Genomic DNA, 26,697 nt, shown 5'->3' with positions numbered 1-26,697 from the left:
GGAAACAAAAGCTGCCAATAATTATTCGAACCTATTACACTTAAAAAACACTAAAGGCTGCTAGTATTTTGAAGAACCACTTTACTTGAAACCGCCGTCGCGCTTACTATGTGTGAGAAAAACTATAAGAAGCATAAAATGTGGCAGCAAGCACCATGGATGCACGATTTTTTTAAACGTTTAAATTCCAAAAGATAGAAGGATTGTGCACACAAAAAAACCTGCATCCAAACAGGATGCAGGTTTAAATAGAAATATAAATAATCAACCTTGGCAGCTATTTACTGCCTTTACTGTTAGATGTTGAATCTTTGTTTATGGTTGTAGTCCCTTTTTGCGTAGTTCCATCCGAACCAGAACCAGTCGAACCCTCGCCGGTAGCACCAGTTGTTCCATTTGTACTTGTACGGGTCGTATCCGAGTCAGCTCCAATGCTGTCAACAGCTGCCTGCGTTGAATCTGTTTCATCTGCGTATGGATCTGTGCTGGAATTCTGATTGTTTTTACAAGATAGCACCAGGGTAAAGATCAGTGTAAGGAATGAAGTTTTTAATATTGTTTTCATAATGTCCTATTTTAGTTTCAATAACCTCAAAGTTAATATCTTAAAAGTTGAGATCGTTATATCATTAAATGAAGTATTTACAGATTTAGTACTTTAAACAATTAATAACCAGAGCGATAATTATATTTAACGCAATCGGTTTTTAGATATAATAAGCATGACGCGTTGAAGAATTATTTCTATTTCCACGGATCAAGTACTACTTTTACACATCCGTCTTCACGTTTTTTGAAAATATCGTAAGCATGTGAAATCTCACTCAACGGCAGTCTGTGCGTTATAATGTCTTCTAGCTTCACCTTTCCCTGAACCACATATTCTAAAAGTTTATCAATGTGTTTGTGAGCCGGAGCCTGCCCTCCTTTTAGGATTATCCCTTTATCAAAAAACTGTCCTATCGGAAAATTATCATAGTTGACAGGATAAACACCCAAAACAGAAACAATTCCGCTTCTTCTTACGGCGCTCATGCAGGCTTCTAAAACTTTTGTTGATCCTTTTTCGAAATTGATGGTTGCCTTAATACGGTCAGCTAAATTACGGTCCGGTTCAAATCCAACCGCGTCAATGCAGACATCTGCGCCGCGGCCATTTGTAAGAGAACGGATCTGTTCAACAACATCTTTAGGCCCATTCTGCCATAGAATTGTGGTACAGCCCGCTGTAGCTTTAGCTTTATCGAGTCTAAACCGAAGTGTGTCAACTACAATGACCTGCGCCGCGCCTCTAAGCCAGGCGCTTTTGGCCGCCATGATACCAACAGGTCCCGAACCAAATATCGCTACGGTTTCCCCGCCCTTGACTTCCCCCCAGTCCACCCCGGTATAGCCTGTCGGGAATATGTCGGTTAGAAAAAGAAGCTGCTCATCACTTAGATCTTCAGGAACAACTCTGGGTCCGTAATTGGCATATGGTACGCGCACATACTGTGCTTGACCTCCGTCATACCCGCCATAGAGGTCTGTATAACCGAAAAGTGCCCCGCCTTTCTCTGTGAGAATTCCACCCTCAGGACCGTAATGTTCGGGGTTGCTGTGCTCACAGTTGCCCGGAACATCGTGATTGCAGAAAAAACAATTCCCGCAGGCAATCGGGAAAGGAACCACAACTCGGTCCCCTCTTTTCAGGTGGGTGACAGCCGAGCCCGTTTCCTCCACAATACCCATAAATTCATGGCCAAGCACCATGGGAGTTGTTGGCATGGCACCAGAATAAATATGCAGATCCGATCCGCATATTGCCGTGGAAGTAACTTTTAGAATAATATCATCCTGTGCTATGATTTTTGGATCTTCTACCGTATCATATTTAATCGAACCAGGTCCGTGAATAACTGCTGCTTTCATGATGTCCTTTTTAAAATTAAGTGATAGCTAAGTAACTATAATTTAAGGCATTAATTTTACAGGATCATCTTAAATTCTTACAGATAAAACACTGTTGTTCAGGTATGATCCCCGCTCCGCATCACATCTTGGCAATAACCTGCAGACAATTTTATGTTAGTGAATGAGCCTAGAGGGTTCGTCATTGGCACGCGCAAGAAAGCCCAATAGGCATAGTATGCTTCCAATTTTCTTTCTACAAGCTTTTTATTTTACTGTCTCCGTTCTTTTTCTGGAGACCAGCTTTGGTCCAAAGCCATTTCAGGAGAGTAATCAATTACTATGACCAATTCTCATCTTTGGAAAATCTTGTAAGAACTAGTACAAATTATGTAAGAAGAAAAATTAATGATATGCCGAAATTTGATATAAACCAATTGGATGATGGATGCCTTTTTTAGAAATTACGGCCTATTAACTTATTTCCTTCTGCTCTCTATAGGAGCGGTTGTGACTGGTTTTGTTCTCTTTAACTGGGAATAATTTTAATGTGCTTCTAAATACAGGCTGAATCTCTCATTCCCTATTCACTGGATATCACTTTTTATAAACTAAAAATGATCAATATGCATACAGTTACACCATGGAGCGCAACTGCCCAGGCAGATATTGAAAATAGTGAAATACTTTTGGAGAAAAAAATTCATTCTTCCACGTATCAATTTTATAATACGGGCGATTCGCTTTGGATTGTTGCTATAATGCCCGGTACTGGGAAAATAGCCTTTCGTGCCGCATTTGCCATGAACAGCTGTTTTGAAGTTACCAATCTTTTTGAAGACCAGGATATTGTAATCGTAGTACTCAATTCCAGACTTGGCAATTATGAGGTCCGTATTGAATTTCCCTCTGCTGAAGCACCAGTTTTGCATTACACCACATCCTTCAATGCTAATATTCCTCTCTTGATGCCATTTTGGCCGAGGGACATAATTCCGCTGACGCAAAGCGGGAATATTGCTAATACTGCCGGAACAATTCACATGGAACAGTTAGGATCCCGCTCCGGACTTCTTTTTGCGAGCATTACAAAACCGCAGACAGGTTCGTTTTTTTATTTTCAAAACCTTACATCACTATCCGAGTATTGTGAAGCTACGGAAACGGAATCCAAAAATACAGTAGGCGGAAGCTGGCCCGAAATCGGGTTTCAACTACCTACCACTGATAAACTGCCTCTTCCGGCGGGAAAAGCCTTCACTATCTCGAATGCCTATGTCGTTTTTCATACTGAGATATTTGATCAGACAACAACAATCTGCGAGCATTTTTTAAATAATCTGGTCACGGTATATAAACTGCTTGAACAGCCGCGGATCGAATATCACAACTGGCCGGAAATCGCTCAGAAAGTGGTTTCAGATTTAACGACTAATAAGGGTTCCTGGACACAAAAGCTAGGACACCCCTATTTAAATGCCTACTTATGCGACTATGAAACGCCGCCCGAAAGTATGGTCCAGCTTGCCGTATTGGCTCCTTTTAAAGAATATGAAAAATGGGGCGGCGAAAAAGAGCCTATCTGCGAAGATTTAATTAAAGGATTACCTGAATTTTATGATGAAAAAATAAACTGCATAAACCGCTGGCTTCCCTCGATGGTTGACAAACTGGATCAGTCCGAAGAGCAGAAAAAAGAAATGGTGATGGATTCCTGGTATCTGCATCATCCATTGATGAATCTGGCCAGACTTGCCTTATGGGGTGATAAAACTTCAGAAAAACTTGTGCTTGACTCGATAGAATATGTTATAAGAACGGCACACCATTTCAATTATGAGTGGCCTGTATTTTATAATATGGAAACCCTTGAGGTCATCAAAAAAGAAACGGCACCGGGCGCTGGAGGAGAAAGGGATGTTCCAGGGGCATACGCGCATTTGATGCTGCTGCTTTTTAAGATAACTAAAGAAAAACGATACTTAAACGAAGCAGAAAAAGCGGCAAAAAAACTGGAAGGACTCGGATTAAACATTCTGTATCAAGCCAATAACACTGCTTTTGCAGCCGGGGCTTTATTGGAATTATACAAAATTACCAATAAAAAACTTTACCTCGATTTAAGTTACAGATGCCTGACGGGATTATTTAAAAATATTCAGCTTTATGACTGCAGATACGGATTTGGTAAAAATTATACCAATTTCTTCTCCATTTTTCCCTTGAATGATGCCCCTTATACCGCCGCATATGAGGAGATGGAAGTCTATGCAGCATTGTCAGAATATATGGTTCAGGCAGAAGATGTTGAGATTCTTCCGGCACTGAGAACATTAATTCCCGAGTTTATAAAATATGCTGTCGGCAGGATTGCCTATTACTATCCCGCTATGCTCCCTTTTGATATGATTTCTGAAGAAGTTAAAACCGGAGAAGTTCAGGCTGATCTGTGGATTCCACTTGAAGATTTATACAACGGCTGGGAGAAAAGCGGCAAGGTCGGTCAGGAAGTCTATGGCGCCGGAATGGCCTTTGGTGTCGTGCCAAGGCAGTACATCAAAATTGGCGATGAGTTTCTACTTTTTGTTGATTATCCCATTATTCATCAAAGTAAAAGGGGAAATACAGTCACCATAAAATTAGATGGTGATAAAGAATTGAACTGCAATTTAAAAATTATAAAAATTAAAAACAGCAGCATTAAAATGGAGGTCTTGCAGGATAAGCAAACACAAAAACCTTTTACAGCAAATGCGAATATACACGAGTATAAAATTTCAGGCCGGGGCACCGTAAAAATTCAGTGGTAATTTTTGATCCTGCAGTTTAAAGGCCCAGAATGTGAAAAATGAACCTAAAGATCTACAGGAAAGAATGATCGCAAGTACGGTTTTTTTTTAGTATGTGCATCTGTACATAGTAACATGGCATAGATAAAACCAGATTTGCGCACCAATTTCATACTATGACACTGTATTACCGTGACATTTCAATTTAGTATGCCGGACAGAATAGATAATAATAACTTAAAAAAAAAAACACTTATGGAAAAATTAACAAATTACTTTGGACAGAACATCAAGGATAAAAAAATAGTTATAACGGGTGGAACAACCGGAATAGGAAAAGCAATTGCCGATGTCTTGGTTTCTCTTGGCGGGCGCGTACTTATTTTTGGAAGGGATAGGGAAGATTTTGAAAAAGCCGTTGCAGATATAAAAAAGCAGTTCCCGGACAGCGAACTTTACGGTACTCCCGCAGATGTTACCAAAAAGGAGGACATTGACAAAATACTGTCAATAGCAGATACCAAACTCGGTGGAATAGACATCCTTATCAATAATGCGGCCGTTGCAGCCCCGGGACTAACAGGGGAAACTTATGAAGATTACAAATACGCGATCGATACCAACATTACCGGTTATCTTGCCTTTGCTCAGGCAGCTGCTGCACGAATGAAAAAGCACAAATCAGGACATATCATCAATATCGGGTCAATGAGTGCGGAGAGCCGCACGCCTGAAAGCACCATTTATGTAGCCACAAAAACAGCCATTCGCGGATTCAGCACCTCACTTCGCAAGGAACTAAATCCTCTTGGGATCAAGGTTTCCCTTATTGAACCGGGCGCTGTGACAAGTGACATGCAGACCGATCCGAAGAAAGTGCAGCATGAGAAAGTTGAGAAACTGGAGATGCTGGAAGCTTACGATATTGCAATGAGCACTTTGTTTTGTCTCTCGCAGCCAAAAAGATGCGATATCGTCACGATGCAGATCCGTCCGCACCTGCAGATCATTTAATAGAAACACATTTATTCTGGCTTTTGATAAAGATCCGTAAATATATATTTCATGGATATAGATACAGTTTTTTAATCCGTTCTCAATAATTTCCCCCAATCACCTTGGCACAATCTTTTTGAAATCTTAAATTTGGCAAAATCAAGTTTAAATAAATATGGTTTCGAATATTTCCAGATTTGGAGTTGCCTTCAATTTTGCCACAAAAAGTTAAATCGGTTTTTAAAGATATTTCACCGGTCTAAGTTTTGTGGCAAAATCGTGGCGCATTGCCTTTCCATAAAATAGGAATCCAGGAAAATCAATTGCTAAAAAGCTTAGGTCGAAACTTATACAAATATTTACAAGGCGGTGGCTAAGCTGGAAAAAATTAAAAAGCCTGCAGAAATTATATTTCTGCAGGCTTTTTGAATTAATAATAACCATTTATTTTAATTAAGAACCTACTTTGCTGGCGGCGGAGTCATAGTTTTAGAGGTATCGGTCCCAACAGTATCGGCTGGAACCGTACTGATGGTATCAGCCACAACAGCAGAGCTGTCTGCATAAGTATCATTGGTTTCAGCAGGAACTGTCTCATTTTTTTTACACGAAATGGAAAGCCCTGCAAGCACCAGCAGAACTGCAAACCCAGATTTAAAATTGATTTTCATAACAATATATTTTATTAGTTTGAAATCCCAAGTTAAAAGAAAACCTGCTTATATTCTTACATAATTTCAGTGTTTTATTACAAAACTTTATGGTAAAATCTAAAAATTAGCAAGTTTTTTTTAAATAGACGCCGTTACACTATTACTGAAACCAGCAGCACGGCAATAAAGAATACTATTGAAATGACCATTGCGTTTATTATAGCTCCTTTTCTCTTCTGTGATTGCTGTGCACGGTCGATGATGTGCTTTTTATTGCTTTTAAATAGTTTCATTACGCTGTGATTTTATAATTTTAAAGAAAACGTAAAAATACTGCACCATGATTTAAAAAGCTTACAGCTTTAAAATCAGGTTTTTCATAATTGGAACATCCTGCATTCCTGTTTTATAAAATAGCCAGCTGGGAAAGAAAGCCCTATTTTTTTTTGACAGAATGCTTACATAATTAAAAATCAATAAATTAAATCCTTCCGTATGTGCAGAAAAAGATCCTTGTTTCAATGAAAGGCCGAAAATTGAAAACAAAATATTTAATCGGCTCTAAACTTGCTGTTTCTGCAGAGCATCAGAACAAGTGTCACCACAATACACGAAGCGCTTCCTTCAAATAAAAGGCAAAGGATATAGATGGGAACCGAAGGTTCCGCTCCGAACATAAAGGTCTGGGACAAGGATTCAACGTAATGGTCGCCTCCCCGGGCATAACTGTAGATCATAAGTGCAGCAAGACTAAGCACTACGCCTATAAACGAAGTAATCATGGCTGATACCGCATTCAAAAGAAAATTATTCTGTCCTTGGGCAAGGTTAATGTTTAAAATCCTGTTTACGCCGTAAAATATAAAAAACACATTCAATAAACGCAGATAAAATACATGGGAGAGATTCAAAAACTCCATGAGTAAAAAGAAAAGCGCAACTCCTGCAAAAATGATCAGGCCGCTGCTTAATTCCTTAGGAACAGTGGATGAGTATGCTGTTTTCATAATAATTAAATTTTATTCGTATAAACTTCAAATTTAACACAGCTTTTCCCCGCTGCGTTATAAAATTAAAATACAGCTCTTACAAAATACACAGTACTAAATCACTGATAATCCAATAATTGCAATTGAAATAAATACAATACTAAAATAAAAAAAATGAAAGAATTGCAGTTTTCTGATTTTCTCTGATGCGCATAAAGTTTACAGCGCACGTCCGCCGACAAAAAAAGCCCCTCAAAATTCAAGGAGCTTTCTGGCAGCCGGCGGGTGCCTGAAATGGTATGCGGTAACTAACTAAATCATTGTACAGAACCTTCAGACGAACCCCGCCGGTCCCCTGTTTTTTTTCTGACTGATTAAATTGCTGTTTACCTTTACCAGTATATAGCAAATTTACCAAAACCTAAGGCAGATCACTTACAGTATATCCTTTTAGAATTACAGCTTTTTAAGGCTTAAACCCATTCTTTTGACAATTTGATTTAATCATTCTCCGGATCTGGCGGCGTACAAATGGTATTTATACGTCCTTTTTATAAAAAAAAAAGCAGCACGCTTTGGCCTTAACGATATAAAACCAAATCATTCTGGCAAAAAAGTACAGGTCAAATACGGGCAAACAGCTGGGCTCCAGAATAGTGAAAAACCTGATCGAAAACAGAAGCCCGGCGGGCTGTAAAAGCAATGCCGGCCTTGTCTGATATATGGTTTTGAATTATTTTTGCAGCATGAATTACGAAGATATAAAAAGACATTTTGAAGCGTTTCCTCCTCCCCTTGAGGTGGAATGGAAGCCCTGGGCAAAGATTACAGATACGCAGCTTTTTTTGAAGAGCTGCTACATCGGCATACGCAATTTCAACGGTCCTGTAGAGAGATGCCCGGCCTGGTGGCATCTCAAGGATTTTTACCTGCACATCAAACGCACCATGCCCAGTCAAGGGAGCCCTGAAAAAGAAACTGCCCCTGAATAATAAAGCCCTGTCCTGTAAGATCTTGTCTGATTAAAGATCCGCAAGCATTCAGATCCCTCATCATTATTTTTATCTTTAGCAGGCTGGAAGTTTTTTTTCCATCTCTTTTCTTAAGCTCTTAAGGTCCCTGTCCAAAATCCCTTTTAAAAGATCTTTCAATTCCATAAAGGTAGGCGGTTTTACGGCATAATAATCCGCCCCTAGATTATAGGCGGTCCGGATATGCATCGCACTGCTGCTGGTGGATAGCATGATAATCTTTATATTTTTGAAATCGCTGCCGCCGTTTCGAATTTCTTTAAGGCATTCAAATCCGTTTTTTCGGGGCATATTGATATCCAGAAATATCGTTTCAGGAAGATGCTTCGCCTTTTCAAGGGCTTCCAGCAGTTCGCAGCCGTCTGCCGTCTGCACTACCAAAATGGGCAGGTTTAATTCTTCGACTGCATCAGCAAACAGCAGTCTGTCATCTTCGTCATCTTCAGCCAGATAAATAATCTTCTCCCAATTCTGCTTTTGTGACATAGTTTTAAATTTATATTGCGGCAGGTAAAAATAGATCTGAAAGCCGCAGTGGTTAAAAAAACTTAGGTCTTAGACTATTGAAAATAGAATTACATTTTTTGGTGGTAACTGTAAAGATAATTCTTTTTTTCTAAAAGAAAAAACTTTCAAAAAAAGATGATTCCTGTGGGCTGAAATGCCTGTTTGGAAAAATCCAAATATGCTGGCGGCGGCGGTTTAAAAAAATCCAAAATAAAAACCTGCCGTAAATTCTGAATAAAGTCTTTCTGCTTAATTGCAGCATAATCCAGACCGCCCGTAAAATCAGTATTTTGATTTTTTGTTATTATTTAGAACATAATATTTTTAAAAATTGTTATCATCTGTGCTAATTTTGACAGGTATAAATGATAAAGATTATGAACCGGGCTATTGTACACATTGACATGAACACCTTTTTCGTCTCCTGCGAAAGGCTTACCAATTCAGAGCTTAATGGGATTCCGCTGATTATCGGCGGGGGCGAGCGGGGCGTTGTGGCTTCCTGCTCCTATGAGGCGCGCCGTTTCGGGGTGCGTTCGGCAATGCCCATCCAGATGGCGCTCAGGTTATGTCCGCAGGCCAAGGTTATGAAAGGCGATATGGAACTCTATTCAAGGCTCTCCCATGACGTTACCGAAATCATTCAGGAGAAAGCCCCTGTGGTGGAAAAGGCCTCTATTGATGAATTTTATCTTGACATCACCGGAATGGACAGATTCTACGGAAGCTACAAGTGGACCGATGAGCTGGCGCAGCGCATCACAAAGGAAACCGGCCTTCCCCTCACCTTTGCCCTTTCCATCAATAAAACGGTATCGAAGATCGGAACAGGTGAAGGAAAACAGAAACAGAACCTGGAGATCCCGGAGCATCTGGTGCAGTCTTTTTTAAACCCGCTCTCAGTGCGGAAAATACCGATGGTGGGCGATAAAACCTTCCAGCTCTTATCCCGAATCGGCATACGTACCATTAAGACCCTTTCTGAAATGCCAGCCGAAGCGCTCCAGCGCATGATCGGCCAGAACGGCATTGAACTCTGGAAAAAAGCCAATGGCATTGACAACAACCCCGTGGAACCGTATACCGAAAGAAAGTCGATTTCCACCGAGCATACTTTTTCACAGGATACCATCGACATGGATAAACTGGGAAGGGTTATCCTTGGTATGGTCGAGAAGCTTTCGTATCAGCTGCGCTCCGAGCAGTGGCTCACCTCAACGGTTACGGTCAAGATCCGGTATGCCAACTTTGATACAGAAACAAAGCAGTGCAGGGTGCAGTATACCTCAGCAGATCATATCCTGACCCAGACCGCAATGGATCTTTTTGGCAGGCTCTACCAGCGCCGGATGCGCCTGCGCTTGATTGGGGTGCGTTTCAGCGGACTGGTGCGGGGAACCTATCAGATCGACCTGTTTAACGATACCCAGGAAATGCTGGCGCTCTACCAGGCTATGGACCGGATGAAAAACCGTTACGGTTTTGATGCGGTGATGCGCTGCGCCGGTGCTTCCTTTAAGCCCAATACCAAAGACGAAATCTTAAAACGTAAAAAATAAATCATGTATCTCAACTGCCACTGCTTCCACTCCCTGCGTTATGGCACCATACCGCTCGAAGATCTGATATCCAAGGCAGCCGCCTTGGGTGTCAGGGCTATGGCACTCACTGATATTAATACCGTAACAGGGATTTATGACTTTGTAAAGGGATGCCGGGCTGTGAATATAAAGCCTATTGTCGGAATAGAATTCCGCTCAGAGCATCAGCTGCGCTATATCGGGCTGGCAAAAAATGCGGCGGGCCTTGCTGAGATGAACCGCTTTCTTACCCGGCATAATTTTGAAAATGCCCCGCTTCCTTTGTCCGCTCCGGACTTTGAAAATGTTTTTGTGGTTTATCCTCTGGAGAATGTGCCCGCAGTTTTAAAAGAACATGAGTTTATCGGGATTCGTCCTGAACAGACCCCTGTACTGATTCTCAGTGACTGGAAGAACCAAATAGACAAGATGGTCGTGCTCCAGCCGGTTACCTTCCGCACCAAAACGGAATACAAGCTGCATAAAATACTGCGGGCCGTTGACCTGAATGTAATTCTTTCACGACTCGGCAATACCGATTACTGCAGGAAGACAGAAGTAATGGTGGATCTGGGCAGGATCCTGAAATGTTATGAAGGATACCCGCAGATCATTTCCAATACGGAAAAAATAATAGCGGACTGCCATTTTGAATTTGATTTCAAAACGCCGAAAAACAAGAAATACTACACCAATAACAAAAAGGACGACTTGCAGCTGCTCAGCACCCTCGCCCAGCAGGGGCTCGAATGGCGTTATGGGCAGCATAATGCAGAGGCAAAATCAAGGATGTTCCGCGAGCTTAAGGTAATAGACCAGCTGGAATTCAGCGGCTATTTTTTAATTACCTGGGATATCATCCGTTTCAGCAATTCTCAGGGGTTTCTGCATATTGGGCGAGGCAGCGGTGCCAACAGCATCATCGCCTACTGTCTCGGAATTACCGATATATGTCCTTTGGAACTGGATCTGTATTTTGAGCGTTTTTTGAACCTGAACCGCAAAAGTCCTCCCGATTTTGACATTGACTGGAGCTGGAAGGAACGTGACATAATTCTGGAATACATTTTCTCCCGTTACGGATATGACCATGTGGCATTCTGCGGCACCAATGTAGAATTCAAATACCGTTCTATTTTCCGTGAAGTAGGCAAGGTTTTCGGGCTTCCAAAAGAAGAACTCGATGCGCTTGCCAAAAACCCGATGACCCTGCACCCTGCAAATGAAGTGGTCCGTGAAGTACAGCAGTACGGCATGATGCTGGAGAAATACCCCAACCAGAGAAGCATGCATTCCTGCGGCATCCTGATTTCCGAAGAGCCCATCACCAACTATTCCGTACTGGAAATGCCTCCCAAGGGCTTTCCCATAGTGCTTTTTGACATGCATACCGCCGAAGATATCGGGCTTGAAAAGTTTGATATCCTAAGCCAGCGCGGGATCGGCCATATTGATGACAGCGTAAAACTGATTGAGAAAAATCGCGGCATAAGGCTCAATATTCGTGACACCACCATTTCAAAAGATGAAGCCAGCTGCAACAGCTTTCTTGCAATGGGAAAAACCATAGGCTGCTTTTATATCGAGAGCCCTGCCATGAGAGGGCTGCTGCGGCGTCTGAAATGTGACAATTATAAAACCCTTGTGGCGGCCTCCTCCATCATACGCCCGGGGGTCGCGCAATCGGGAATGATGAAGGAATATATCTTCAGGCACAATCATCCCGACAGGTTTGAATACTTCCATCCAGTGTTCGAGCAGCAGCTCGGGGAAACCTACGGCATTATGGTATATCAGGAAGATGTCATTAAAATTGCCCTGCATTACGGCGGGCTTCCTGCAGCCGACGGGGATATTCTGCGCCGTGCCATGTCTGGAAAAGGACGCTCCAAAGCCGCATTGCAGAAAGTAAAAGACAATTTTTTTGCATCCTGCGCGGCCCAGGGGCACCCCTTGGCGCTCAGCCAGGAAATATACCGCCAGATCGAGTCCTTTGCAGGCTATTCGTTCTGCAAGGCACACTCAGCCTCCTATGCCGTGGAAAGCTACCAGAGCCTGTATCTGAAAGTGCATTATCCAATCGAATTTATGGTGGCGGTAATCAACAATCAGGGCGGTTTCTACCGCACCGAAGTGTATGTCCACGAAGCAAAGATGTCAGGGGCGGCAGTGCACAATCCCTGCGTGAACAAAAGCCAGTTGGAAACCACTTTGTATGGTTCTGATGTCTATCTGGGGTTCATGCACCTGCAGAGCCTTGAATCCAAAACAGCTGTTTTGATCCAGCAGGAACGGGAAAAAAACGGGCTTTACAAATCATTGGAAGATTTTATCAACCGCATACCCATTGGAATTGAAGCCATACAGATTCTGATTTTCATCGGCGCATTCCGGTTCACCGGGAAAACAAAAAACCAGCTGCTGGTCATTGCCCGTCTAATTCTGGTAAACTTCAATCCCGAGAACCGCGCACCAATGCTGCTTCAGGAGCCTGTAAAGGAATTTGTTCTTCCCCAGCTGGAACGTTCTGCTTTTGAAGATGCCTTTGATGAGATTGAACTGCTGGGCTTTCCGGTCTCCTGTTCCCCTTTTGATCTGCTTCAGACTCCTTTCAGGGGCAGTGTCATGGCAAAAGACCTTTTGGACCATCATAAAAAACAGGTCCGAATGCTGGCTTATCTGATCTCCCGCAAGCATGTGCCCACAAAGATGGGCGCTATGTATTTCGGCACTTGGATAGATGCTGAAGGGCAGCTTTTTGATACGGCGCATTTTACCGACAGCCTGGCCATGTATCCTTTTCAGGGAGGAGGATGCTACCTGCTGCTGGGCAGTGTGGAAGTGGATTACCATTTCCCCACCATAACGGTTACCAAGATGGCTAAAATGCCCTTTATACCAGATCCGCGCTATGAACAGGAGAACGACTGGAAATACAGGGCGCAGCAGAGAATACGCGAAGATGTGAGCATGACCCATCGCGCTCCCTATCCGCAGGAACATGAAATCAATATTCCAAGGCTAAAAATGAGCAATTAACAGGCTTCTTCGGCTTTAGGCTTTAAGCCTGCACTGAGTATGAACTAAAAAAATAAAGAAAATGATGCTTTTTGATGACACCGAAATTTTTTCATCAGGTAACGGCGGCAGGAGAATATTTGACGTCCCTGATGCCGACCTGCTGCTGATTGATAATTTCTTCAGCAAAACCGAATCCGATCATTATTACAATGTTTTATACCACGGCACACGGTGGAGGGAATATGAAATGCCCATGTATGACAAAGTGGTTACAGCTCCCCGCATGATCTCCTGGTACGGGGACAGCAGCAGGCCGGAGCGAAAATCCAATCCGGATTGGCCTTTGGAACTGCTGCAGATCAGGGAGCGCGTGGAAAAGGAAACCCGCATAAACTTTAACGGCGTACTGCTCAATTTGTACAGAGATGGCACCGATGGTGTGGGATGGCACAGCGACAAGACCTCATCGAGCAATAAGAATATGAACATCGCTTCTGTGACTTTCGGAGAAACGCGTCTGTTCAGACTGCGTCATAAAGTGCTCAAAAATATGGCGCCAATCGAAATTCCGCTGCACCACGGAACCTTTCTTCTCATGGCAGGCAGCACCAATACCTACTGGGAGCACCAGGTGCCTAAGACAGCCCGTCCCGTACTGCCCCGGATCAACCTTACCTTTCGTCAGGTCAGGGAAATATAAAATAACGACTCCTTTCTAACCAACTGAAAACCATAGCAATCCTATAATAATAGGGGCTTAAAATATAACAGCTTTTTTTTTCTGTCATGTTAACTTTGGAATTCACTATTAAATTTTAAAAATCATGGAAAATCTACATAATAACGGACAAGAGCAGAACGCTCATATTGATATTTCACAGCAGGCTGAAATCCAGCAGTGGGCTGAAAAGTTAAATGTCCCTGAGGAGATACTAAAAGATGCCGTAAGGGCAGCAGGCACTACTGTGGAAGAAGTAGCCGAGCACTTGAATGATAATTCTCCTTCCAGAGAAAGCGCCTCAGAAACCGTCCGTTTGAAAGATGGTCCCTGGCATGATGAAAAGGAGAATAGTGAACATCACAATCAGGAAGGGAAAAGCATTGAAGAGGCAACAGACCCTTCAAAACTATCACAGCTTTAAGTTGCAAAAAACGTATCGGCATCCCTATTAATCATTGCTTTATAAAAAGTAAAAACAAGAAGATGGAAAAGATCCTGAAGGGCATTTTTTTGATTAGGCAGTCAAATGATGCTCTTCAGGATTTTATTTTAAGATAACCGCTGTATCATTAACCGATAGGTAAGCATCCTAAATATAACAATTGCTTCTTACCCTTCTTTTGAGTTAATTGCATAAATTTGTGCTGCAGACTCTTTGATCTGCCCCTCTGCTATAAAAATAAATAGAGATCAAAAACATTCCGTTTTAAAAATGAACGATCCAATTCTAGAGAACCTTAATCCCAGCCAGCTCCAAGCCGTGAAAACCACAGAAGGTTACGTGCGTGTTATTGCGGGCGCCGGATCAGGAAAAACAAAGGCCCTTACCTCCCGCTTTGCCTACATTGTGGACAGGCTGGGCATCAATTCTTCCAATATCCTCTGCGTGACCTTTACCAATAAAGCGGCGCAGGAAATGAAAAGGCGCGTCAAGGCGCTTATTGGCGATCTTTTTGATGTCAGCTTCATCACAACCTATCACGGTTTCTGCGTACGTTTTCTGCGTGAGGAAATCAACAAAATCCATTACCCGAAAAATTTTATCATACTGGATGCCGAAGACCAGAAAACCATTTTAAGGGAGGTGTTCACCGAACTGGACATCAATTCCAAAAACCTCACTTTCAAACAGGTGCTCCGCTTTATCTCCAAACAGAAAAGCACCTCCGATTATCTGGGATACATGCTCGAAAATAAAAGCTTTGAGCCCGATGAGAAGGAATCGCTCTCCAGCCGTGTGTATCAGAAATACCTCGACAAGCAGAAGCGCAACTATGCGCTGGATTTCGATGACCTGATCCATTTTACGGCTTTCATACTTGACAGCAATCCTGATGTGCTTTTAAAATGGCAGCAAATGCTGCATTACATACAGGTCGATGAGGCGCAGGACAGCTCCGACAGCCAGTTCCATCTGGTGGAAATGCTCTCGCGTGTGCACCAGAACCTGTTTCTGGTAGGGGATCCCGACCAGACGATCTATGAGTGGCGCGGTGCGAAACCCGAATACCTGGTGGAATTCGACAGGATGTTTCCTGACACGAAAACCATTATCATGAACCAGAACTACCGCTCTACGCCAAACATCCTCAAAGTCGGCAACCATATTATCAAAAACAACAAGGTAAGGGTGGACAAGGATATGGTGACTGATAATCCCGAGGGGGTTGAGGTGGTGCATTTCCATGGAAAAAATGACTTTGAGGAAACCTTCTGGGTGGCTTCCGAAATCAAGGAAATCCTTAAATCGGAAAATGCCGCTTACTCTGATATTACCATTTTATACCGTTCCAACCATCTCTCCAGAAATATCGAGCAGGCACTGATCAAAGAAAATATTCCCTACGCCATATTTGGCGGCGTGCGTTTCTTTGAAAGAAAGGAAATCAAAGATGTCCTTTCCTTTTTAAGGCTTATCGTGCAGGGCGATAATTTCTCTTTTCTGCGCATGCACAACCACCCTTCCCGCGGGCTGGGGAAAAAGTTCCTCGAAAGGCTCAGCCTTCTGGCGGGCGAACAGAACCTGTCCCTATTTCAGGCCCTGCAAAATAATATTGAGGATAAAGAGCTCAATAAAAAAGGGGCTGCGGATTTCCTGGCTCTGGTTGAAGAGCTGAAAACAGATGCCCAGACAAATTCCATTTCCGATCTGGTCAAGATCATACTCGATAAAAGCGGACTGTCCGAACTCTACCGAAAAGACGGCGATGAGGACAGGCTGGAAAATATAAAAGAGCTGGTAAGCTCCATGCTGCTGCTGGAAAAAGAAAACAACGGCCCTGTAAATATTGCCGAATACCTGCAGGAAATTGCACTCTATACCGATCTGGACAAAGACACGGAAAATCAGGATAAGGTACGCCTGATGACCATCCACATCTCCAAAGGGCTTGAATTTCCCTATGTGTTCCTATGCGGTTTTACCGAAGGGGTGCTGCCAAGCGCCCTTTCCATAAAAGAAAGAAGAAAACGGGCTATCGAGGAGGAAAGAAGACTGATGTACGTTGCCGTTACCAGAGCCGAGAAAAGGTTTTATATGACCGATTCGGAAGGCTTTAATTTCACCACAGGGCTCAACAAATACCCGTCAAGGTTCCTCTTTGAAATCAAGGAAGAATTTTATGTGCGTAAAGGAAAACTGTCAGCAGAAATCCTCCAGGCGGCACAGTCATCGGCAGCGGCCTCAAAAAACAGTGAAGATACCGAGTTCATTGAAGGGGACCTTGTAATGCATCCTGTCTGGAACAAAGGGAAAGTGCTTGCTGTGGACAGGGAGAAAAACCAGTACACGGTGCATTTTTTTGAAATGGGAAAAGAGAAACCCATTGACTTTTCGTTTCGTTTCCTAACTGCCGGATCAGATGCTGAACCTGAGAGTTCTTCCCCTGCCGAACTTTTGAATATCCAGGAAAACTTAAAAAATGCGCCGGATCCATTTGCAGACCAGGAGCAGCAGAACGGCTTTGCTGACAATGAAGATAGCCGTATTTTTAATGATAAAAATACAGACAGTAAAAAGGAAGAATGGTAAAAACCGGCTCATCAGAGCGGTATTGCCGTATCGGTACTTAAATCATTTTTTATACAAAAGCCCATTGTTTCAAACAGCAATGGGCTTTGTCTTGTATCGGCGTATAATAGGCAGTACCTGAAACTTTTTCATAAAAGGTATGCATGCGGTGTTATCTGAATGTAACTTAAACTATAACGCTGCAAAGCTGTATTTTAGTGTGAAGCATCCTGTTTTACTCCTTGCTGTTCTCCATGCCGCTGATAATTTTAGCCACTTCAGTTTCGGTCGATTTTAGTTTTGCCTGGCAGAACTCTATCAGTTCAGATGCCCTTTTTACTTTGGCAGCCAGTTCATCCACAGAGATGGTTTCGTCTTCCATCTCTTTGGCGATCAGGGCCAGCTCTTTGGCTGCAGCCTCATAAGTCAGTGTGTTTTCCATCATATTCTATTTTTTCGTTGACCGTACTTTTCATTACGGCATCTTTTGTTACTATTTCAATCTCTTCGCCTTCCTTTATGCTCCCTGCTCCGTTTACAATTTTATTGTTTTTTCGGATCATGGCATATCCTCTGCTGAGCACATTCTGCGGGGAGAGCAGCTTTATAGTTTTATGGTGGTCCTCCAATTGGAGCCTGCGGCTTCGCAGGTACTGGCTGGTAAAGATCTTCAGGTTCGTTTTTAAATGCTGAAGATTGCTGTTTTCCTGCTGGATGATGCTCTGCGGCCTTTGCAGTGCTTTTTGCGCAGTCAACAGCAGATGCTGCTTTTTTTCTGCCAGCAGGTTTCGGCTAGCCTGCGAAATATGCTGCTTTTGCAGCATAAGCCCTTCTTTCTTCGTGACAATCAGTTCCCATGCATTATGGCTGACCAGATTTTTGATCTCGCTGAGTTCCTTGTAATGCCCGAGGAAAAGCTGCTGGGATTTGATGGCTATGGTCCTTTGCAGGGAGAGTATGTGCTGCTCGAAACTGCGGTTGTGCGCTATGATGAACTCCGCCGCCTTGGTGGGGGTTTTGGTATGGGTATGGGCCATCAGATCGGTAATGCTGACATTTTTCTGGTGCCCGATGCCGGTTATGACAGGTATCGGGAATTTAGCGACAGCCCTTCCGATATTGTAGTTGTCGAAAATCAGGAAATCGGACTGCGACCCGCCTCCCCTTGCAATGACAACGGCATCGTAGGGAATACCTGTATTGTAGACCTCGATAAGCTTGTTTAGGAACAGCTTGGCGTTGTTGTCCCCCTGCACGACTGTATGATAGTCATCGATCTGGAAGACATATCCAAAATCGTTATGCTGCATCGTATGGCGGAAATCCTCATTCCCGGCGGAACTGCTCGAAGAGATTACCGCAACCCTCTGAATTATCGCAGGAAGCTTCAGACGGCTGTTCAGCGTGGAGTATCCCTCGCCTTCTTTGTGTATGAAATCATTATCCCTTACAAGTCTCGCCAGTGTGGCATTGCGCTGCTGTTCCAGAATGCCGAGCATGAAATTGCTGTCGATATCCAGAAGGTTTACCGAGAGACCGTACAGCGGATGGAAATCCACGCTCACCTGAACAAGAACATGAAGGTTGTTGGTAAAACGCTGTCCGGTGCTGTTTTCAAAATCAAGGATCTTCAGCGCTCCTGCTCCCCAGCTCTTGCCCATTATTTTAGCAGTGATCACACTGCCTTTCTCTGATTTCTCCACCAGTTCAAAATAATGGATCTTTTTATCGGCCTTAAAGGAATGGTTGGTGATATCAGCCACTACCCAGTACGTCTGTCCCTTAAAGCGGGAATGGATCGTCTCCTGGATCTGGCCGGTGAGCTGTGAGAGTCTGATATACTGGTCTGGTCCCATATTGTTTTTAGGGGTCTGCTGCTGTTTGTTTTTTCTTCTTCACCGCTAAGATAGCTATTCTCAGGCGGATCTCAAAAACAGAAAAAAGAGAGGTTAATTTTCAATTCAAAACGGGTTAAAAGGGCAGCCAAAGTAGTGCCCGCCCTCACCTGCATGCGCATAACGGCCCCTGGCCGCCCTTCGGGACTTATAGCACTCCGGCTCGGTATCCGGACACTTTTCTTCTGCTTTCTTTTTTCCCGTTTTTTCTTTTGAAAAATTTCATTTGGGAAGCAGGGGAAAAGAAAACTTAAAAGAGTATTCACTAAAACTTTATTGTCATGGAAATCACAGGACGAATTGTAAAAGATGCCTCCGTTTTTAAAGTAAAAGAAAACCGTGAGGTCGTAAACTTCTCCATAGCGGTCAACGACAGCTATAAACCCAAAGGAAGCACAGAGGTCAAAAAGATTGTAACCTATATCGACTGTTCTTACTGGCTCAGCTCGGGACTGGTGCAGTGGCTCAAAAAAGGTACGCTCGTCCAACTCTTCGGACGCATCGGACTGAATGTCTATATCGGAAATGACGCCCGCGCGCACGGCGCTTTGACCTTTCACACCTCGGATATCAAGATACTGGTATTTGCGCAGGCGGATAATACAAAAGCCGCTGCCGCAGCTAAACAGGATAAAACAGCAGACGAGCCTGACGACCTGCCTTTCTAAACCATTCACGCTTATAATTTTTATACACGCCTAAATGAAATAGTATGAAAGCCTTAGAAAGATCAAATTACAGTGGGTACCGTGTAAGCGATGCCTTTAATGAAATTATCCTAAAAAGCATTACTTCCTACAGCGGAAAACGCAGAGAAAAGCTCAAATCCTTTTTCCTTGATTTGCAGCAGGGAGGATGCGTGAGCGGCATGATTTCAGAATTTATCTACCACACGGACTGCAAAGCGTTTTACATCGAACATATCGATGACCTTGAAAATATACGTACTGAATTGGAAGAAGCTATCGGCGAGCCGATCGAAAACCGATTTCAAGCCCCGCATTACACCTTTGTCTGCTGGCTCTGCTTCGAGGAATATTGTTATGAGCTCTATTCTAGGCTCTTTGAATAGAAATTTTCAACCTTAAAATCTATTCTTATGAAAGCTTCTGAAAATTTTAAAAATGCCATAGGGAACTATCTGAGCACTTTGGCGCAGGGCGATACCGCCTTTGCGCCTATGCTTGCCAAAGCTTCTAAAAACTTGGACAGCTGTCTGAATTACATTTTCGGGGAGGTCAAAAAAACAGGCTTGTGCGCCTTTGACAATCAGGAAATCTTCGACATGGCAGTCAAGTACTACACCGATGATTCCATCGGCTTGCCCGCATCTGTGGCTTGCAAAGCCATAGTGCAGACCCCTGCCGCCGCCGACCTTTTTACGCAGCCCGAAATCCCTGCTGCGCCTGTCAAAACCGAACCTGTTCCAACCGCAAAAAAAGACGTAAAACCTGCGGCGCAGACCGCCCTGAAACTCTTTGACCTATGACACCCAAAACCATCATCGAAAAGCAGCTGACGGCGCTGAGCGCCTCTCTTGCGCCTATCAGAGAAGAGGTATTTACTTGGGCAGAGCAGACTATTTTTCTCAAATGGGGTGTGTTGTCCCGCAGCAGATTCTACTGCCTGGACTGCACCCACGTTTGGAAGCCCTCCTGCCAAAGCACCTGCGCCAAGTTCACTTCCTGCCCTGCCTGCGCAGGCAGACTCAAAATGATGCCTTATAATCAGGTGCATTTCAAAGAAAGCGAATATTTTGCTGTAGTGCAGAGATGTGCAGGGTATCAGGTGGTGCGCATGGTCATATCTCATAAACACATGAAAAAGAACTTCCTGCCCTCCTATTTCCATAAGGAAGTCATGCAGCATTGGATAAACCCCAAAGGGGAAGTGCGCACCCTTGCGCTCAGCACCAATGTGTTTTCCAGTAGCCTTGATGCATGGAAATTCTATTCCCCGCTTGAAATAAAGCCTAAGGACTTCATCCGCAACGCCCGATTCTATATCAATCCTTTCAAGGTCTATCCGCAGATGAAAGTGCTTCCGATTTTAAAACGCAACGGATTCAAGACTTCGGTATATGACATTGCACCGAACTTATTGTTTTCATCGCTTCTAAGCGACCCCATCGCCGAGACCCTGCTAAAGGCAAAACAGCTGCACCTGTTGCAGTATTACCTCTGCGCATCACGGCAGAACATCCGCCGCAACTGGCAGGCGGTCAAGACCGTCATCCGAAACCATTACAAAATTTCAGATGTGCCCGTTTGGGAGGATTATCTCGAACTGCTGCGGTATTTCAAAAAAGACCTTTCGTGTGCGCTCTATGTATGCCCCGATAACCTCAGTGAAGCGCACGACCATTTAGTAAAAAAGAAAAGGGACTTGCTTCGCAAGAAAAAACTCCATGAGCTCCGACTTGAAATCGAAAAAGCACAGAAAAGATACCGAAGTGATAAACAGAGGTTTTTTGGTTTGCTTTTTCAGGACAAGCAGCTGACGATTTCCGTAATTGAAAACGTTAAGGATTTTATGCGGCAGGGAGATGATTTAGGGCACTGCATTTTTACAAATGAATATTATGCTAAAAAAGATTCTCTTATCTTGTCTGCTAAAATCGGCGGACAGTCTGTAGAGACTATCGAAGTTTCACTAAGCAGCATGCAGGTGCTCCAATGCTCAGGGGAGAAACACCGCCCTTCCAAACATCATGGGCACATCCTGCGCCTGATAAGCCAGAATCTTTACCAAATTAGCGAACGAATGAAAAAAAAGAAAAAAGCTGCCAAAACTGAAAGCCGATAAATGATCGGCTTTTTTTATGCTTTTGCGATTCCTATAAGCCCGCCGGCTTTACAGCCGGCGGGCTCTGGATTCCAATGCCTGCCAAAGCAGCATTACTTTAAGGTAATCGCATCGGCAAGGTTTTCCTGATCGATAAAGGCCGTTATATACTGCCGGGCTTCACCGCGCTTCTCCAGATCCGTTTCAAAGGTATTGAGATGATACTCCTCGTCCTGGTCCAGGATATGAATGATCTCGGTATAGCCTTTCGAAATCAGGCTCCCTTTGAGCTTGATCACAGTGAGCTGCTGGTGCGGGTCCAAATCTTTTCTCACCTTTAATTGTATTGCTTTTTCCATTGTGAAAGATCTGTATGTTAGGGTAGTTGTAATTCTCCTATCAAATATAGCAATTAAGACCGCAGCCGCAGCATCTGGTACTGTTAAAAAAAGACAAGCAGCATTTTACCGCACATGTTAATTTAGTAAGAAAAATAAAATTTACTGTAAGAAAAAAAATAAGAAAATGATTTAATTTTAGGGAGGCAGAATCTTAAAAACGTTTAGCCCTCACAATGGAAAATCAAAACTGGACAAAGTTAAATTACTTAATTTAAAGCGTATCTTTAAGACATGAGAAGAAACGGAGAAATAATAATAATCGAAGATGACGAGGATGACAGGCTCTTCCTTAAGGATATTTTTGAAAGCCTGGACTATCCCAACAAAATAAAATTCATTGAAGACCCAATGGATGCCCTTTCTTACCTTTCCAATTCGAAGGTAAGGCCTTTCCTTATTTTGTCAGATATCAATATGCCCAAGATTAATGGCTTTGAACTCCGCGAACAGATACTTGCCCTGGCGGAAATCCGCGAGAAATGTACTCCTTACATCTTTCTTTCCACCTCGAAAAACCCGGAAAATGTGCTCAGGGCGTACCGCTGCCAAGTACAGGGATACTTTAGGAAAGAAGAAGACTTCTCAGTCTATCAAGCCATGATAAAAAACATTGTGGAATACTGGCGCCTAAGCCTTACTCCGGGATCAGCACTGTAAAAAACACCTCTGCTTTATTTATATTGTACGAATCCGCCCGCTGAACTTCAGGTAAAATCTGTTGCGGCTTTCTATTTTTTTTCTTGCTCGAAACATCAAAATGGCTTTGGCTGCAAAAGCGAATCCAGCTGGGAAAGAAGCTCGCCAAAACTGTTGGGCTTGCTGATATAGGCAAGAATGTTATGCTGCCCGATTTTGCTCTTCATGAAATCCGCCGAGGGGGTCGAGATCATCACTACAGGAATATCCTTCAGCCTTGCGTCATTTTTTAAAGAGACCAGCAGCTCCAGCCCATTGATTCTGGGCATATTAAAATCTAGAAAAATCAGTTCGGGCAGCTTATCAGAACCCCTGAGTTCTTCCAAGGCAGTCTGCGGACTGCTCTCCCATCGCAGCAGTATGTTTTTATTGAGCTGGTCTACCGCTTCCATAAACAGCTCGGCATCTTCACGGTCATCATCGATAAGCAGAATACTTCTATATAACATGGCACATACATTTTAAGCTCCTCGGCTGCAGTTAAATACGGTTTTTAGCCCGATGCGGTTTGGCGCGGCAGGCAAAAAAAGATAAATCACCTATACAGCCGCCCTTAAAGGTACGGCGATTTTCTGCGGCAAATGGACGCTGGCTGCCAGATGTGGAAATTTTACAACTCTATTTTGGAATTATATAAAAACAATGCTGCCGCGAAGATTATTTTTGCGTTTTTATAGGATTTTTCATCCTTGCCTATCTGTATTATTTTGGTTTTAAATTAGAACTGCAGACTATGAGAACCCTACTGTTCCTTTTTTGTGCACTGGGCGTGTGGGGCTGTTATCCACAGCAGCACCATGATCCTAAAGTGCTTCTTGCCATGGAAACCTATGCTTTTTTGAAAGGACAGGGCGCCGCCCTGAAAAAGGCCGCCAGCCAATTCCCTGCCTTTGCAAAAGAAGCGGCCGAACTTCAGCAAAAGGCTCAGGCGGTATTTGGAAGGGCAGAGAAAAATGCGGAACTCTTTCTGCGGCAGCAGCTCGCTGATCCGCAGTTCAGCAGCTTTCAAAAACACATTGACTCCCTGATAAACCAGCAGCTGCGGCACCCTATTGAAAAGAAAGAATATGCAGCCAAATTTCTTCAGGCCGTCAAAGACAAAATAGGGTTCAGCCCGGCTGCCCCTCTTCCCAAAGGCCTGCTCGCCTTTGCCTACCATGACGCGCCCCATCAGGAAATAATCGACGGCCATACGGTAAAATTCTCCACAAAGGGCCATCCCAAAGCAGACCAAAGCGTGGTTGTGCTGCTGATACCCAAAAGCTGGGAGGCGCAGGAAGTCCAAATGCCCGCAGCCGTGCAGCAGTTTACCAGCTGTGAGGGAAAAGGAAATGAAAAGATACTGATCGTAATTCATGATCTGCCCCAAGAATACCAAAACCTTGCACTTAATGAAAAATCCATGCAGGAAATGATACCCCCGCAAAGCAGGCTGATCCGCACAGAGCCGGTTACCATCGATGATATGCCGGGCATAATGGCGGAAATAGAGGAAATTTTGGACGAGCCCCAAAAAAACATGAAAGTGCGCATGCTCCAGTTTATGGCGGCAAGCGGGGGCAAGTTATACTGCGTGCAGGGCAGCATCGGCCCTGCTGCTGCGTACCAGAATCTGGATCACCAGCTGAGAAAATACGAACCTCTGTTTCGAATGGTGGCCCAAGCTGCCCGGATAGAGAATTAAAAAGCGGGACAAAAAACACAAAACGCTGTAAAAGAGGACCATCTAAATTTTGAGCTTCCCAGGAAGCGCCAGATCGCAATGCACAGCTGAAAACCGCAGATTACCATTCGATACTCTATATCTTGCAAAAAATTGCTGTAATCTTATAATAATGAAGGCGGGTTCGTTTTTTAAATTTGATTCCATTTTTTTAGGAAAAAAGAAGATGATTTTTAAAAATGCAAAAAATAAATGATTATGGAAAGCAAAAACAATATACCGCAGAATGCTGAGCAGACCGGTGTGGCACCTGCACTTGGAGAAAGCGCGCTGCACAGCGAAAACACCTTAAATCCAGCCGCACAGCAAAACAGCCATGCTGCTGAAATGCAAGACCCTGTCACCAAATATGCAGTACCGCCCTTCAATGAGCAGTCGCAGCCATGGCCTGGTCTTGTCAGTAAAATGGATCCCAGACCGGATCATGGTGAAGAAAGCTACAAAGGCACAGGGCGGCTAAAAGGCCGTAAGGCCCTTATTACAGGAGGCGATTCCGGTTTGGGAAGAGCCGCCGCAATTGCTTATGCAAGAGAAGGAGCTGATGTTGCCATAAACTATTACCCTACCGAGGAGGAAGATGCAAAGGAAGTGATCCAGCTCATTGAAGCCGCAGGAAGAAAGGCTGCTGCCATTCCCGGGGATCTCCGCGATGAGACGTTCTGCAGATCTCTTGTCGATCAGGCAGCCCAAGCCCTTGGCGGATTAGATATAGTAGTCAACAACGCGGCAAGACAGCAGGCTCACCAATCCATTTTAGATATTTCCTCAGAAGAATTTGACTGGACCATGAAAACCAATATTTATGCTCCTTTCTGGATTATCAAAGCGGCGCTGCCTTACCTGAAACCGGGATCATCCATCATCGGAACAAGTTCTGTGCAGGCCTATGCTCCCACCGAAGATTTATACGATTATGCCCAGACAAAAGCCGCCACTACAAATTACATCAAATCACTGGCCAGACAGCTGGCACCAAAAGGAATCAGAGTCAACGGTGTAGCCCCAGGACCAGTGTGGACTGCATTGCAGGTAAGCGGAGGTGCCAGTATGGAAAAACTCAAAGAATTTGGATCCCAAACTCCTTTGGGGAGACCAGGACAGCCGGCCGAACTGGCTTCCATTTATGTACAGCTCGCCGCTGAAGATGCCAGCTATGCAACTGGGCAGATTTATGGCTCAAGCGGCGGTGAAGGCAATCCATAATCAATCAGAGAGAGGATTTATAAAGTACAAAACCTCTGCAATAGCAGTCTGCAGAGGTTTTTATTGACTGTAATAAAATTTACCTTAAAATACTCTATTTTTTATAAAAGCTATCAGAGACTGATAATGAGATACTGCAATTCTATCTGCTGGCGATTTGATTTTCGATGATAAAAAGTAAACTAGATTAAATCTTTCTCCATATTTTTCACCTAACCAAGTATTCCTGTAACAAATCTTTTCTAAAAAAACATTTCCTATATTTTAAAAAACATCCCAGGAGGTTCTTTAAAAGAGTACTGTCCATCAAATGGAGATGATTCTGTTAATATTTTCCTGTTTCAGTACGTTTAAAAGTTTTCGCGGCTATCTGCTCTCCTAAATCATTGACGCTCATCAGCAGGTCGTTAATCTGATTGGCATAGAAGAGTTTAGCTTCTGTATTGTTGATAGGCAGAATAGCTAAAAAGTGGGACCATGTTAATTGCCGGGACAGTCTCGCGACAATTTCTTTGTCTGCAAACTCATCAGCAAACCGCATCATTGTCCGAAGATTTTTTTCTTCAAAATTGCTGCCGAATTTATTTTTTAGTTCCAACGACAAGGCAGTCACGATCTGTCGTGCGTTTTCTGATAGTTTTTTATCAAGTATTGTTTCATTAATTTTAAATCCAATTTCCCAAAAAAGCAGCACTGAAGAACTGTTAGCCTGCTGCTGGGTCTGCTCGGCAAGGCGGGATAACTCGCTGATTAAATCCGCTTCAATAAACGCTGTATTATTTATATTTTCTGCCATAGTATCCCATCA

25 protein-coding genes are annotated in these 26,697 nt (G+C 43.5%); 15 read left to right on the top strand and 10 right to left on the bottom strand.

The window, feature by feature from the left end:
• Positions 1-277 precede the first annotated feature (277 nt).
• Positions 278-565: a hypothetical protein gene (locus K6T82_RS03425; RefSeq protein ID WP_219071278.1), complete on the bottom strand. Its 288-nt coding sequence runs from the start codon at positions 563-565 to the stop codon at positions 278-280.
• Positions 566-744: 179 nt separating this feature from the next.
• The gene (locus K6T82_RS03420) at positions 745-1,911 is read right to left on the bottom strand and encodes a zinc-dependent alcohol dehydrogenase (RefSeq protein WP_223704599.1); all 1,167 of its coding nucleotides are present in this window, start codon (positions 1,909-1,911) and stop codon (positions 745-747) included.
• A 605-nt stretch (positions 1,912-2,516) separates the two neighbouring features.
• Between K6T82_RS03420 and K6T82_RS03415 the strand changes: the two genes are divergently transcribed.
• The gene (locus K6T82_RS03415; RefSeq protein ID WP_223704598.1) at positions 2,517-4,700 is read left to right on the top strand and encodes a hypothetical protein; all 2,184 of its coding nucleotides are present in this window, start codon (positions 2,517-2,519) and stop codon (positions 4,698-4,700) included.
• 234 nt (positions 4,701-4,934) lie between these two features.
• Positions 4,935-5,693, top strand: coding sequence for an SDR family oxidoreductase (locus tag K6T82_RS03410; RefSeq protein ID WP_219071280.1), 759 nt, complete (start codon positions 4,935-4,937; stop codon positions 5,691-5,693).
• A gap of 443 nt (positions 5,694-6,136) precedes the next feature.
• Here the strand turns inward: K6T82_RS03410 and K6T82_RS03405 are convergent, their stop codons facing one another.
• Together K6T82_RS03405 and K6T82_RS03400 are read right to left on the bottom strand one after the other, a co-directional pair.
• Positions 6,137-6,346, bottom strand: coding sequence for a hypothetical protein (locus tag K6T82_RS03405; protein ID WP_044047735.1), 210 nt, complete (start codon positions 6,344-6,346; stop codon positions 6,137-6,139).
• Positions 6,347-6,879: 533 nt separating this feature from the next.
• Positions 6,880-7,335: a hypothetical protein gene (locus K6T82_RS03400; protein WP_223704597.1), complete on the bottom strand. Its 456-nt coding sequence runs from the start codon at positions 7,333-7,335 to the stop codon at positions 6,880-6,882.
• Positions 7,336-8,063: 728 nt separating this feature from the next.
• Between K6T82_RS03400 and K6T82_RS03395 the strand changes: the two genes are divergently transcribed.
• Entirely contained in the window at positions 8,064-8,309 is a 246-nt protein-coding gene (locus K6T82_RS03395; protein ID WP_219071282.1) for a DUF6965 family protein, read from the top strand.
• Between the two features lie 75 nt (positions 8,310-8,384).
• On the opposite strand, the gene K6T82_RS03390 is transcribed toward K6T82_RS03395, so the two are convergent.
• Positions 8,385-8,834 carry a response regulator gene (locus K6T82_RS03390; protein WP_223704596.1) on the bottom strand — a complete coding sequence of 150 codons (450 nt, stop codon included), beginning with the start codon at positions 8,832-8,834 and terminating at the stop codon, positions 8,385-8,387.
• 398 nt (positions 8,835-9,232) lie between these two features.
• Between K6T82_RS03390 and dinB the strand changes: the two genes are divergently transcribed.
• The 5 genes from dinB (at position 9,233) to K6T82_RS03365 (ending at position 17,208) form a co-directional block, all read left to right on the top strand.
• Positions 9,233-10,414: a DNA polymerase IV gene (gene dinB, locus K6T82_RS03385; protein WP_149207798.1), complete on the top strand. Its 1,182-nt coding sequence runs from the start codon at positions 9,233-9,235 to the stop codon at positions 10,412-10,414.
• Between the two features lie 3 nt (positions 10,415-10,417).
• A complete protein-coding gene (locus K6T82_RS03380) occupies positions 10,418-13,474 on the top strand; it encodes a DNA polymerase III subunit alpha (protein ID WP_149207799.1) in 3,057 nt (1,018 codons plus the stop codon).
• A gap of 61 nt (positions 13,475-13,535) precedes the next feature.
• Positions 13,536-14,156 carry an alpha-ketoglutarate-dependent dioxygenase AlkB family protein gene (locus K6T82_RS03375; protein WP_223704595.1) on the top strand — a complete coding sequence of 207 codons (621 nt, stop codon included), beginning with the start codon at positions 13,536-13,538 and terminating at the stop codon, positions 14,154-14,156.
• Positions 14,157-14,280: 124 nt separating this feature from the next.
• Positions 14,281-14,598, top strand: a complete 318-nt coding sequence (locus K6T82_RS03370) for a DUF3606 domain-containing protein (RefSeq protein ID WP_223704594.1) — start codon at positions 14,281-14,283, stop codon at positions 14,596-14,598.
• Between the two features lie 291 nt (positions 14,599-14,889).
• Positions 14,890-17,208: an ATP-dependent helicase gene (locus K6T82_RS03365; RefSeq protein ID WP_223704593.1), complete on the top strand. Its 2,319-nt coding sequence runs from the start codon at positions 14,890-14,892 to the stop codon at positions 17,206-17,208.
• 214 nt (positions 17,209-17,422) lie between these two features.
• Here K6T82_RS03365 and xseB read toward each other — a convergent pair whose 3' ends face one another.
• Together xseB and xseA are read right to left on the bottom strand one after the other, a co-directional pair.
• The gene (gene xseB / locus K6T82_RS03360) at positions 17,423-17,632 is read right to left on the bottom strand and encodes an exodeoxyribonuclease VII small subunit (protein WP_379786629.1); all 210 of its coding nucleotides are present in this window, start codon (positions 17,630-17,632) and stop codon (positions 17,423-17,425) included.
• Positions 17,607-19,043: an exodeoxyribonuclease VII large subunit gene (gene xseA / locus K6T82_RS03355; protein WP_223704592.1), complete on the bottom strand. Its 1,437-nt coding sequence runs from the start codon at positions 19,041-19,043 to the stop codon at positions 17,607-17,609. The genes xseB and xseA overlap by 26 nt, the downstream gene beginning before the upstream one ends.
• Before the next feature lie 320 nt (positions 19,044-19,363).
• Here xseA and K6T82_RS03350 point away from each other — a divergent pair, with 320 nt between their 5' ends.
• From K6T82_RS03350 to K6T82_RS03335, 4 genes are read left to right on the top strand one after another with little or no spacing between them, the layout of a single operon-like run.
• Positions 19,364-19,750 carry a single-stranded DNA-binding protein gene (locus K6T82_RS03350; RefSeq protein WP_223704591.1) on the top strand — a complete coding sequence of 129 codons (387 nt, stop codon included), beginning with the start codon at positions 19,364-19,366 and terminating at the stop codon, positions 19,748-19,750.
• Between the two features lie 44 nt (positions 19,751-19,794).
• Complete coding sequence (locus tag K6T82_RS03345) at positions 19,795-20,154, top strand: DUF7222 domain-containing protein (protein WP_223704590.1); 360 nt, start codon at positions 19,795-19,797, stop codon at positions 20,152-20,154.
• Between the two features lie 27 nt (positions 20,155-20,181).
• The gene (locus K6T82_RS03340) at positions 20,182-20,571 is read left to right on the top strand and encodes a PcfK-like family protein (RefSeq protein WP_223704589.1); all 390 of its coding nucleotides are present in this window, start codon (positions 20,182-20,184) and stop codon (positions 20,569-20,571) included.
• Positions 20,568-21,887, top strand: a complete 1,320-nt coding sequence (locus K6T82_RS03335; RefSeq protein WP_223704588.1) for a PcfJ domain-containing protein — start codon at positions 20,568-20,570, stop codon at positions 21,885-21,887. The genes K6T82_RS03340 and K6T82_RS03335 overlap by 4 nt, the downstream gene beginning before the upstream one ends.
• A gap of 92 nt (positions 21,888-21,979) precedes the next feature.
• Here the strand turns inward: K6T82_RS03335 and K6T82_RS03330 are convergent, their stop codons facing one another.
• Complete coding sequence (locus K6T82_RS03330) at positions 21,980-22,225, bottom strand: hypothetical protein (RefSeq protein ID WP_149207808.1); 246 nt, start codon at positions 22,223-22,225, stop codon at positions 21,980-21,982.
• A gap of 273 nt (positions 22,226-22,498) precedes the next feature.
• Between K6T82_RS03330 and K6T82_RS03325 the strand changes: the two genes are divergently transcribed.
• Entirely contained in the window at positions 22,499-22,924 is a 426-nt protein-coding gene (locus K6T82_RS03325; protein ID WP_179005243.1) for a response regulator, read from the top strand.
• A 95-nt stretch (positions 22,925-23,019) separates the two neighbouring features.
• Here K6T82_RS03325 and K6T82_RS03320 read toward each other — a convergent pair whose 3' ends face one another.
• On the bottom strand, positions 23,020-23,412 hold the full coding sequence (locus tag K6T82_RS03320; protein WP_223704587.1) for a response regulator: 393 nt from the start codon (positions 23,410-23,412) through the stop codon (positions 23,020-23,022).
• Positions 23,413-23,696: 284 nt separating this feature from the next.
• Between K6T82_RS03320 and K6T82_RS03315 the strand changes: the two genes are divergently transcribed.
• Together K6T82_RS03315 and K6T82_RS03310 are read left to right on the top strand one after the other, a co-directional pair.
• A complete protein-coding gene (locus K6T82_RS03315; protein ID WP_223704586.1) occupies positions 23,697-24,647 on the top strand; it encodes a hypothetical protein in 951 nt (316 codons plus the stop codon).
• A gap of 231 nt (positions 24,648-24,878) precedes the next feature.
• A complete protein-coding gene (locus K6T82_RS03310; RefSeq protein ID WP_338083343.1) occupies positions 24,879-25,889 on the top strand; it encodes an SDR family oxidoreductase in 1,011 nt (336 codons plus the stop codon).
• Between the two features lie 325 nt (positions 25,890-26,214).
• Here K6T82_RS03310 and K6T82_RS03305 read toward each other — a convergent pair whose 3' ends face one another.
• Positions 26,215-26,685, bottom strand: coding sequence for a DUF1016 N-terminal domain-containing protein (locus K6T82_RS03305; RefSeq protein ID WP_223704585.1), 471 nt, complete (start codon positions 26,683-26,685; stop codon positions 26,215-26,217).
• Positions 26,686-26,697: the final 12 nt, after the last annotated feature.

The organism is Flavobacterium potami (assembly GCF_020026915.1).
GTDB lineage: Bacteria > Bacteroidota > Bacteroidia > Flavobacteriales > Flavobacteriaceae > Flavobacterium > Flavobacterium potami.
The sequence above is the reverse complement of the archived record's forward strand: the minus strand, read 5'-3'. Positions and strand labels throughout refer to the sequence as shown.